12 protein-coding genes, 1 tRNA gene, 1 other RNA gene and 2 pseudogenes are annotated in these 10344 nt (G+C 71.2%); 15 read left to right on the top strand and 1 reads right to left on the bottom strand.

Annotation, left to right across the window (positions count from 1 at the left end):
- The 14 genes and pseudogenes from ACWCXC_RS28520 to ACWCXC_RS28455 form a co-directional block, all read left to right on the top strand.
- Positions 1-129: pseudogene (locus ACWCXC_RS28520) on the top strand (RRQRL motif-containing zinc-binding protein); the annotation flags it as partial.
- 16 nt (positions 130-145) lie between these two features.
- Positions 146-541 carry a DUF3307 domain-containing protein gene (locus ACWCXC_RS28515; RefSeq protein WP_450682381.1) on the top strand — a complete coding sequence of 132 codons (396 nt, stop codon included), beginning with the start codon at positions 146-148 and terminating at the stop codon, positions 539-541.
- Positions 542-639: 98 nt separating this feature from the next.
- Complete coding sequence (locus ACWCXC_RS28510) at positions 640-807, top strand: hypothetical protein (protein ID WP_450682382.1); 168 nt, start codon at positions 640-642, stop codon at positions 805-807.
- A gap of 110 nt (positions 808-917) precedes the next feature.
- Positions 918-1148: a hypothetical protein gene (locus ACWCXC_RS28505; RefSeq protein ID WP_450890921.1), complete on the top strand. Its 231-nt coding sequence runs from the start codon at positions 918-920 to the stop codon at positions 1146-1148.
- Between the two features lie 11 nt (positions 1149-1159).
- Positions 1160-1534, top strand: coding sequence for a DUF6251 family protein (locus ACWCXC_RS28500; RefSeq protein ID WP_450890920.1), 375 nt, complete (start codon positions 1160-1162; stop codon positions 1532-1534).
- A gap of 18 nt (positions 1535-1552) precedes the next feature.
- Positions 1553-1741, top strand: coding sequence for a hypothetical protein (locus tag ACWCXC_RS28495; RefSeq protein WP_450890919.1), 189 nt, complete (start codon positions 1553-1555; stop codon positions 1739-1741).
- 82 nt (positions 1742-1823) lie between these two features.
- Positions 1824-2144, top strand: coding sequence for a hypothetical protein (locus ACWCXC_RS28490; RefSeq protein WP_450890918.1), 321 nt, complete (start codon positions 1824-1826; stop codon positions 2142-2144).
- A 40-nt stretch (positions 2145-2184) separates the two neighbouring features.
- Positions 2185-4328, top strand: a pseudogene (locus ACWCXC_RS28485) (FtsK/SpoIIIE domain-containing protein).
- Positions 4329-4526: 198 nt separating this feature from the next.
- Positions 4527-4805: a hypothetical protein gene (locus tag ACWCXC_RS28480; protein ID WP_450890917.1), complete on the top strand. Its 279-nt coding sequence runs from the start codon at positions 4527-4529 to the stop codon at positions 4803-4805.
- 83 nt (positions 4806-4888) lie between these two features.
- The gene (locus tag ACWCXC_RS28475) at positions 4889-5599 is read left to right on the top strand and encodes a class I SAM-dependent methyltransferase (protein ID WP_450890916.1); all 711 of its coding nucleotides are present in this window, start codon (positions 4889-4891) and stop codon (positions 5597-5599) included.
- Positions 5596-6423 carry a bifunctional DNA primase/polymerase gene (locus ACWCXC_RS28470; RefSeq protein ID WP_450890915.1) on the top strand — a complete coding sequence of 276 codons (828 nt, stop codon included), beginning with the start codon at positions 5596-5598 and terminating at the stop codon, positions 6421-6423. The genes ACWCXC_RS28475 and ACWCXC_RS28470 overlap by 4 nt, the downstream gene beginning before the upstream one ends.
- Positions 6424-6426: 3 nt before the next feature.
- Positions 6427-7899, top strand: coding sequence for an ATP-binding protein (locus ACWCXC_RS28465; RefSeq protein ID WP_450890914.1), 1473 nt, complete (start codon positions 6427-6429; stop codon positions 7897-7899).
- Between the two features lie 446 nt (positions 7900-8345).
- The gene (locus tag ACWCXC_RS28460) at positions 8346-8573 is read left to right on the top strand and encodes a helix-turn-helix domain-containing protein (RefSeq protein WP_450890913.1); all 228 of its coding nucleotides are present in this window, start codon (positions 8346-8348) and stop codon (positions 8571-8573) included.
- A gap of 76 nt (positions 8574-8649) precedes the next feature.
- Complete coding sequence (locus ACWCXC_RS28455) at positions 8650-9927, top strand: tyrosine-type recombinase/integrase (RefSeq protein ID WP_450890912.1); 1278 nt, start codon at positions 8650-8652, stop codon at positions 9925-9927.
- Between the two features lie 64 nt (positions 9928-9991).
- On the opposite strand, the gene ACWCXC_RS28450 is transcribed toward ACWCXC_RS28455, so the two are convergent.
- A tRNA-Ser gene (locus ACWCXC_RS28450) sits at positions 9992-10079 on the bottom strand.
- A 134-nt stretch (positions 10080-10213) separates the two neighbouring features.
- Between ACWCXC_RS28450 and ffs the strand changes: the two genes are divergently transcribed.
- An RNA gene (ffs, locus tag ACWCXC_RS28445) (signal recognition particle sRNA small type) lies at positions 10214-10308 on the top strand.
- Positions 10309-10344: the final 36 nt, after the last annotated feature.

Genomic DNA, 10344 nt, shown 5'->3' with positions numbered 1-10344 from the left:
GCCGCGCTCGCCAAGGCCATGCTCGCCCGCCGCACCTGCCCCGCCTGCCACCGCGACGCCGGGTACTGCATCCCGTCCTCGCTCGGCATGTGCGTGCCCTGCGCCGACTCCCCTTCGCTGACTTCCTGACCTGGAAGGACCCATCGTGTTCGCTTCCCTCTTCGTCCTGCTCTACCTCGGCCACCTCCTGGCCGACTACCCGTTCCAGACCGACCACCAGGCGGCGCACAAGGCCGACCGGTGCGCGGCCGGATGGGCCGCGAACCTCCGCCACGCCGGAACCCACGTCCTCACCTGCGGTGCCGCGCTCGCCCTCGGTGCTGCGGTCCTGGACGGGGTGGCCCTGTCCGTCCCCGTCGTCGTCGCCGCTCTGCTCTGGATCGGCTCCACGCACGCGTTCATCGACCGGCGCTGGCCCGTTCAGTGGTGGATGACCCGCACCGGCCAGACGTCCTGGGCCCAGCACGGCGGGGCCGCGCACGTCGACCAGACCGCCCACGTCCTGGCCCTGGTGCTGGCCGCGCTCGCCCTGGCCGCCTGATCCCGGGGTCTGCCTGTCACCCCCGCACCGGCCCGGTGCGGGGGTGGCGGGGAGGCCCCGGCCCGGGGAACTCCAACCCGCCTTCTGAGGAGTTGGACATGGCCCGCAAGACCGACAAGCAGTGCGCCCAGGCCGCCATCGCCGCCGCGATCGTCGGCCAGAACATGCGCGGCACCAAGACCGCCCTGAACGTCACCCTCACCCGCGACGAGATGCGCCGCGCCCAGGCGTACCTGAAGTCCGGCAAGCCCGTCACCGGCCGCTGAGCCGCACCCCCACCACCGCCCCGGCAGCAGCCGCGAGGGCGCCGGATCGAATCCGGCCCGGGGCGCTCGGCGCGTCGATTCTCGGCGCCCCGCCCGGAAGGACCCCGCCCATGCCGATGCCCTACCGCTTCACCGACGCATCGGGCGACCGTGCCCACCTGACCGCTGAGCCGGTCGTCCTGTACCCCGGTACCGACCGTGCTCAGACCGTCGTCGCCGTACGAATCCGCAGCGGGGGCCGGAGCTGCATGCTCTACGTCACCCTCGACCGCGTCGACGAGCTGATCACCGGTATCGCGGACACCGCCCGCACGGCCGCCGACTTCCACTCCGGCGCCTGAGAGGACCCCTCATGGACTCCCACCTGCCCACCCCCCGCACCCCGGCCGTCGTCACCCTGCCGGACGGAACCCCCGCCTACACCAACCACCTCCCCACCTACCAGCCCACCACCACGGCACCGCAGGTCATCCACGTCCACCACGCCCCGCCAGACCGCACCGTGCAGCGCCTCGCGCTGGGCTCCGGCGTCGGCGCCGGGGCCGTCGCCGCCGGCGTCTACTTCGGCCCGCTCCTGGTCGGCGTCCTCACCGCCATCGCCGCGAACTTGGCGTTGCTGGCGTTCCTCGCGGCCGTCATGGCCTGGGGCGTCGTCACCGTCGTGAAGTCCCTCAGCACCGGCGGCAAGGCCGCCTCCAAGGCCGTGCGCAAGACCGGCCGCCACTGACCAGAAAGGGAGTTCGCCATGTTCAAGGCAGGTGAACGGGTGCGGATCGTGGCGTGTGCGGATGACCCGCGCGCCGTCGGACGCACCGGCCAAATCATCGACGAGGTACCGCCCGGCCCGCTCACGGACGGCCGGTACACCGTCCACAGGATCGGCCTGCTGATCGGACCGGTCCTGTGCCACCCCGACGAACTGCGGCCCGCCTGACGGTCCCCTGTCCGCCCGGACACCCATGCCGGGCGGGCGGAGGACCGGACAGCCCGGCCCTGCCCTCATCTGGGAGGAACCCATGCTCAGCTACACCCCGGCCGAGAAGCGCGAGCGCGCACGTCTGTTCCGCAAGGGCTTCCGCCAGGCGATGGCCGACTGCGTCGACCCGGTCCTGGAGTCCCGGATCGAGCGGATCGACCAGCGGGCCGCCGAGCGCGGCGCGCAGGAACTGCGGGCCCTGCACCAGGTCCAGGCCGACGCGAGGCAGGCCCTCGCCAACGCCAAGGCCGCCGAACGCACCGCCCCCCGCACCGACCGCCCCGCCGCGAAACAGGCCCGCAAGGCCGCCGAGGACGCGGTGCGCCGTGCCGAGCGCGCCGTGCTGCGGGCCGAGAGCTGAATCCCCCTTTTCCCCTGCCGAGTATCAGGAGAGATCAGGCATGTCCGAGAACGTGATCCACCTGTTCAAGACCCCCGAACCCACCACCGACACCCCGCAGCCCACCGAGATCCCCGAGCCCGCCACCGCCGCCGAGGCCCCGTCTGGCCCCGCCGGGACGGTTGAGCCGGTGCGGGTGTGGCGGCGTACGGGGCGTGCGGTGGTGGGTGTGGTGCGGCACGAGCGGACGGCGACGGCGGCCCGGGTCGCGGTGCGTCACGGCTCCTACGTCGTCGGGGGCACCAGGATCGTGGCTCGTCGGGCGTGGGACGGGCGGACCGGTGCCCGCTACGAACGGATGCTGCGGGCGGCGGAAGCCGCGGGGAACCTCGACCTCGCCACCGAATGGGAGGAGCGCCTGCACCGCTTCCGCGCCGAGCGCCACCGCCGCCGCATGGACCTGCTCACCGCCCCGGAGAAGGCCGTCAAGGGCGCCGCCCTCGCCACCGGCGGCAGCGTCGGCACACTCATCCTCATCGGGATCGCGCTCGCCGTCGCGAACAAGAACCCGTCCGACGTCATCACGCCGCTGATGGCGTTCATCGACCTCATCAGGTTGCTCGTCGTCATCACCACGGTGGTGTGGGGGCCGCTGGTCGCCGCCGCCCCCTGGTCGCCCTGGCCGGGGTGTGGGCCGTCGGGCGCCGCCGGGGCGCCGCACCCGCGTGGGCCATGCCCACGGGCACCCGGGGCGAGGACGCCGGCGCACCGATCACCCCGTCCGTCGTCGTCACCGCCCTGCGCGACCTCGGCGTCGCCCCGCTGCGCAAGGCCATCAAGGACATGGGCGATGCCGGGGCCGCGATGCTCGGCCCGATCCGCATCGCCGGATGCGGTGTCGAAGTCGACGTCACCCTGCCCTCCGGCGTGGCCACGAACGAGGTCCAGGGACGGCGCCGCAAGCTCGCCGAGAACCTGGCCCGGCATGAGCACGAGGTATTCATCACCATCCCCCAGGCCGCCCGCACGGTCCGGCTGTGGATCGCGGACTCCGGGGCGCTGGACGAGCCGATCGGGCCGTCCCCGCTGGTCACCGACGACACCATGACCGCCGACTACGCCAAAGGGAAAGCGCCCTGGGGTCAGGACCTGCGCGGGGACGCCGCCGCGCTGAGCCTGTATCAGCGCCACCTCCTGGTCACCGGCCTGTCCAACCAGGGCAAGACCGTCGCGCTGCGGTCCCTCGCGCTGTGGCTGTCCCTGGACAAGTCCGTGCAGTTCCTCATGGGCGACCTCAAGGGCGTCGGGGACTGGAACATGTTCGACGGCCTGGCCACCACCCTCATCCAGGGCCCGACCGACGAACACGTCATCCAGGTCACGGAAATGGTCGAGGGCGCGGTGACCGAGATGAACCGCCGTATCCAGGCACCGCCCGGCACCACGTTCCCGCCCCTGATCGTCCTGGTCGACGAGGCGCAGGTGGCGTTCATGTGCCCGGTCAAGGACGACGAGAAGCGCCCCTACGGCGGCTCCAAGGCCAACTCCCGGTACTTCATGGCCGTCCGCAAGATCCACAACCAGGGCAGGGCCGTCAACGTCCTGATGTGGCAGGGCACCCAGGACCCCACCGACCAGAACCTTCCCAAGCTGGTCCGCGAAGGCGCCCACACCCGCGCCTCCCTCGCCCTGGGAACCGAGTCCCAGGCCCGCATGGCCCTCGGTGACAAGGCCGTCGACGGCGGCGCCGCCCCCAACCTCCTGCGCCCCGGACTGGACCGGGGGACCCTTGTCGTTGCCTCGGACGGGATCACCGTCCCGGCCGGCCAGTCCTCCATCACCGTGCGCACCCACCACATCGACGACGACGCGGCCACCGCGATCACCGACCGGGCCAAGGCCCTCCGCGACGGGATCACCACCCTGACCGTCATCGAGCACGACGAGGAACGAGACCCGCTCGACGACATTCTCGCCGTGCTCGGCGACCGGGCGCGGGTGCGGACGCAGGACGTCCTCAAGGGCCTCGCGACCCTCGACGACAAGCGGTACGGCGGCTGGTCGTTCCTCGACCTCAAGCGCGTCCTCGGCGGCACCGGGGCCGAGCCCTACAAGTCCGACGGCGTCATGGTCATCGGCCGCGACCGCCTCATCCGCGCCCTCGCCAACCGCCCCGAGGACGATTCCGCTTCCACCGCCCAGTGACAGGGAGGCGGACCCCGGACCGGCAGGGAGGCAGGGAGAACTCCCTCACCCCCTCCCTGCCCCCACCTCCCTGACCTGACCTGCGAAAACGATGTTCAGGGAGTCAGGGAGGCACCCCAGGTCAGAAGCCCGAAAACCCGCTCCGCACGCTCACCGCAGGGGGTGCTTCTGCCTCCCTGCCCCATGGGAAGGAAACCCATGATCCGACTCCGCTTACAGGTCTCGACCTGGCCCCGCCGGGCCCTGGTCGTGACCGACACCCCCCGCCCCGGCTGCCCCGAATGCGACGGCGAGGGCGGCTGGAACCGCGACTACGGCGACCACGAAGGCGAGTACGCCGGCACCGAGTGGGAGCCCTGCACGTGCTGGGACGAGAACCAGCGCTGGACCCTGCTACCGCTCCCGACCCGGCCCCGGTGGCTGCACCGCCGACGCGACGTCGCGGACCCGTGGGCCAGCAACGAACCGCCCTTCTAGACACGGCTAGGGCGGCCCGGACTTTGGCGAGAGCGGGCCGCCCTGGTCTCCCGCTCAACTCACGAGAACTGGAGACCTCCAGCATGACCCAACCCACCCTTATCCGGCGAGCCCGCATCCTGCGGGTTCTGGACGCGTTCTGCTGCATCGGTGGTGCGGCGCGCGGCTACCAGTTGGCCGGCTGCCACGTCACCGGCGTGGACGTCCGCCCGCAGCCCGACTACTGCGGGGACGCCTTCCACCAGGGCGACGCGATCGAGTTCATCCGCGAGCACGGGCACGAGTTCGACTTCATCCACACCTCGCCCCCGTGCCAGGGCGAGGGCGCCCCGACCAAGGGCACCAACGCGGCCCGCAACGCCCGCACCGGGCACACCCACCCCCGACTCATCGCCCCCACCCGGGCCGCTCTGAACTCCGTCGGCCGCCCCTACGTGATCGAGAACGTCGCGGGGGCCGACCTCCGCAAGGACCTGCGGCTGTGCGGGGAACAGTTCGGGCTCGGCGTGCTGATGCACCGCTACTTCGAACTCGGCGCCTGGACCACCGTGCAGCCCGCGCACCCCGCCCACCGGGGCAGGGTGCGCGGCTGGCGACACGGCCAGTACTTCGACGGCCCCTACGTCGCCGCGTACGGCAAGGGCGGCGGGAAGGCCACCACCGAGGAGATCCAGCAGGCCAAGCACATCGACTGGTCGACCGATCACTTCAACCTGCGCGAAGCGCTCCCGCCCGCCTACACCCACTGGATCGCCACCGCTTTCCTGGCCACACGGCCGGAGGTGGCGGCATGAGCACCCACCTGACCACCGCCCTCGACCTGGCCGCACGCGGCGTCCCGGTACTGCCGCTGCGGGTCGGGAAAGTCCCGTTCGGGAACTGCCCCCGCTGCGCCGACAACGCCTGCGGTGGCCGGCCTAGCATGAAGACGCCCGGCCCCTGCGACTGCGCCCGTCCGTGCCACGCCTGGGCCGCCGCGACGACCGACCCCGCCACCGTGTCCGGTCCCGGGTGGGCGTCGGCGTGGCGGCAGGCCGGTGCCGTGGCCTACCACCCCGGCGGGGCCGGGGTCACCGTCGTCGACCTCGACAACGAAGCCGCCATCGCATGGGCCCGACAGGCCCTGCCCGCCACCCGCACGGTGCCCACCACGCGGGGCGAGCACTGGATCTACCAGGGCGCGATGCAGTCCGCGAACGCGGTCCGGCCCGGCGTGGACATCAAGTCCTCCATGTCCTACGCCCGGTGGCTCGGCCCCGGCACCGGCACCACCACCGCCCTCCCCGACACCGTGCGGGCCCTCGTCGCCCAGAAGCCGACCGTTCCTCGGCCGGTTGTGGTGGCCGCGCCGGCCGGGGGCGGGGCGTGCCCGCACCGCACCCCGGTCTACCTGGAGCGCGGCATCGCGATGGCCGAGCAGCGCATCACCGCCGCCACCGCCGCCGTCCACGCCACGGTCTACCGGGTGTTCCTGGCCGTGCTGTCCACGCACGGCCGGTGCGGGTGCCTGACCGACACCCACTTGCAGCGGCTGTTCACCGCCGCGCAGACCAAGGGCGAGAGCCCGCGCCACTGCGCGGACGCGTGGTCCAACGCACTCACGGCATTGGGGATGTGAGTCATGTCCGAGGACGAGAAGACCCCGGCGCGCGAGGTCATCACCGAGTACGCGCAGGCGCACTTCAGGTACTTCCGCACAACCGAGGGCACCGTCTACGCCCAGCGGATCGGGCACCCCGTGGCCCGCCCGATCCGCTCCCAGGGCACCACGGGCAGCCACCGGCAGGAACTCATGGTCGACCTCTTCAACGACGGGGTCGGCGTCTTCAACGGGACATCGCTCAAGGAGGCGTTGGACTTGATCGAAGCACTCGCACTGAGTCAGGACGTGCAGCCCACCCACATCCGGGTGGCCCCCGGGGTCGACGGGGCGACATGGCTGGACCTGGGCCGCGACGACGGGCAGTCCGTCCGCATCCACCCCAACGGGTGGGAGATCAAGGTGCCCGACCCGCGCGAGGTGTGCTGGCGGCGCACCCAGCTCACCGGGGAACTCCCCATGCCCGCCCGGGACACCAACGGCAAGGGCATCGACCTGCTGTTGCGGCTGACGAACTTCGCGAACGCCGAGACCGAGGCGCTGGCCCTGGCCTGGCTCGTCGGCTGCCTTGAGCCGGGTGTCCCGGTCCCCGCCCCGTTCCTCACCGGCCCCCAGGGCGCGGGGAAGTCGACGGCCGGCCGGATGCTGGTGCGGATCATCGAGGGCATGACCGGGGACCTGCGACGGGCCCCGAAGGACGAGGAGAGCCTGATCACGGCCGTCGCCGCCGGATGGGTCACCGCCCTGGACAACCTCTCCCACCTGGCCCCGGACCTGTCCGACCTGATGTGCTGCATCGTCACCGGAGCGGAGTCCATCAAGCGCGCGCTGTTCAGCGACGGCGACGTCTACCGCTCCCGCTACCGCCGCCCCCTGCTCCTGACCGGGATCGACGTCGGCGTCATCCGCCCCGACCTCGCCGAACGCCTCCTGCCGCTGCGGCTGGAACGCCCCACGGTGCGGCGGACCGAGGCGGAACTGTGGCGGGAGTTCGAAGCAGCCCTGCCCGTCATCCTCGGCTCCCTCCTGGACCTGACGGTCAAGGTCCGGGCGACCGAGGCGGACATCCCCAGCGATCTGCGGATGGCGGACTTCGCGCACCTGTGCGCGCAGATCGACGCCGCGACCGGCTTCGGCACGCTCCCCGCCTACCGCAACAGCCTGGACGAGCTGAACGACGACGTCATCGAAGGGGACCTGCTCGCGCAGACCGTCCTCAAGCACGCCTCCACCCTCGACCCCGGGGCCGGGACGCGGATGACGTCCTCGGAGTGGCTGCACCTCCTCAGCGGCCTCTACAGCGGCGAGGACTTCCGCCCCCTGCCTAAAGGGTGGCCCACGACCGGGAAAGTCCTCTCGGACCGCCTCAAGCGCCTTCAGCCCACCCTCGCCGCCCGGTCCGTCCTCGTCGACTGGGGCCGCACCAAGGAAGGCCGGTACGTCGAGATGACCCGCCGCCCGGCCCTGCCGACCCACGAGCAGCAGACGTTCTGACCCGCTCGGCGCCCGGCACGGACAAGCAAGAGGAGCACCACCGGCCATGGCGACGGGTGCTCCTCTTGCTGTTCGGCGGAACGCCGCCCGATGAACGCGCCGCGCAGCGGCTCCCCATTCACGCCCTGAGCGGCACCACACCACAACAGACACCCCCCTTTCTTTTCTTAAGAAAGGGAAGGCTGCGTCACCCGCGTCACCACAAGGCCCGGCACCACCCGTGAGCTGCGGCGATCAAGGTGACGCAGGACGGCTTCGCCTGCGTCACCCCGCGTCACCTGCGTCACCCCATGACGCACGCCTGCGTCACCGATGACGCACCCCCGGCGGCCTGCGTCATCACATAACCGCAGTTCAAGGGCCAAGAGTGACGCGGATGACGCGATGACGCAGAAATCCCAGCCTCGGACACATCTCGCATTACCTCACCGCCAAGGAGCGAGCCCGTGCATCAGATCCACGCCACCGCGTCCCCTGCGGCAGACGACTCGACGCTAATCCTGCTCACCGTGGAGGAGGCCGCCCGCCGACTCCGCATCGGCCGCACCACCTGTTTCGCCCTGATCCGCTCGGGCGCTCTGGAGTCGCTGACGATCGGCACCCTGCGCCGCGTCCCCGCCGACGCCCCGGCCGCCTATCTCGCCCGCCGCCGCGCGGAGCAGCACGCCGCCTGAGCACCCCTCACGCACGGGGCGCCACCCTCGCCGGGCGGCGTCCCGTGCTCACACCTGCACTCGAAGGAGCCCGCCCATGGCGGAGAAGAAGCGCACCCGTCGAGCCAACGGCGAGACAGCCGTCTACTTCGGCAAGGACGGCCGTTGGCACGCCCGGGTGCCCATGGGCTACAAGGACAACGGCGAGCCCTACCGTCGGCACATCACCCGCCCGACCGAGGTCGCCTTGACCGAAGAGGTCAAGCGACTGGAGAAGCAGCGCGACCAGGGAACTGCACAGCAGCCCGGCAAGCTGTGGACGGTCGAGAAATGGCTGTGGCACTGGGTCGAGAACATCGCCAAGGACGCCGTCAGCGAGAACACCTACGACGGGTACGAAGTAGCAGTTCGCGTGCACCTCGTGCCCGGTATCGGCAAGCACCGCATCGACCGCCTGGAGCCGGAGCACCTGGAGAGCCTGTACCGCCGGATGCAGAAGAACGGCAGCAAGGCGGCCACCGCCCACCAGGCCCACCGCACCGCCCGTACGGCACTCGGAGAAGCTGTCCGCCGTGGCCACGCCGGGAAGAACGCCGCAGCCCTGGCCAAGCCACCACGGGTGGAGGAGCCGGAGGATGAGATCGAGCCCTACTCGGTCGAGGAGGTGCAGAGCCTACTGATCCAGGTGAACAAGCGGCGCAACAGCGCTCGTTGGATGCTGGCACTGGCCCTCGGCCTGCGTCAGGGGGAGACGCTGGGGCTTCGCTGGATCGACGTGGACCTGGACCACGAGTACCTGAAGCTGCGCCGGAACCGGCTGCGCCCGAAGTACGAGCACGGGTGCAAAGCGGAAGTTCCCTGCGGACGGAAGGCCGGGTACTGCCCGGACCGCAAGCAGGTACGGCGCGAGACGAAGAACACCAAGTCGCGCGCCGGCCGCCGAGCAGTGCCCCTGCCGGGCCCCCTGGTCGTGATGCTGCGGAAGCACAGGGAGGCACAGGCCCGCGAGAGGGAGACCGCCGGCAACCTGTGGACCGAGTCCGACTACGTGTTCACCAAGCCGCTCGGTGGGCCGCTCAGCCCGAACACGGACTACCACGACTGGAAGAAGCTGCTCGGTGACGCCGGCGTAAGGGACGGACGTCTGCATGACGCCCGTCACACCGCTGCCACTGTTCTCATGCTGCTGAGCATCCCGGACCGCGTCATCGACCAGATCATGGGCTGGGAGGCCGGTACGTCCTCACGGATGCGCGCGCGGTACCTGCACGTGCCCGACGCCATGCTGAAGGAGGTGGCCCAGAAGCTCGCGGACGCCATCTGGGGGGCAGCACCGAGCGCCACTGTGGACAAAGACCAGGACAACGAGGGCTGAGACAACGTCGAAGGGCCCCACCGCGAACGGTGGGGCCCTTCGACGTATTGCCCGGTGAGAGCAATGGCGGAGGATACGAGATTCGAACTCGTGAGGGGTTGCCCCCAACACGCTTTCCAAGCGTGCGCCCTAGGCCACTAGGCGAATCCTCCGCCGCAAACAATACAAGACGTTGAGGAGTGCTCGCGAACCCGTTCCCGGGGGGAGGGGTCCGTGGGCCTCGGGAGGGGGTCTCGGGGGTGGGGGGAGGTGGACTTGCGGGGGTGGGGATCGGCTAAGGTGGGCGTCAGCCCCTCACGTGGCGCTATCTGACTGAACTCCCCCAGGGCCGGAAGGCAGCAAGGGTAGGTTGGCTCTGGCGGGTGCGTGGGGGGCCCTTGTGTTTCCCGGGGTCCGTGGCCCGGTGCCGCGCCGGCC

It is taken from the genome of Streptomyces sp. NPDC001515, assembly GCF_053597115.1.
Note: the sequence above shows the minus strand (reverse complement) of the source record. Positions and strands in the feature narration are given on the sequence as shown.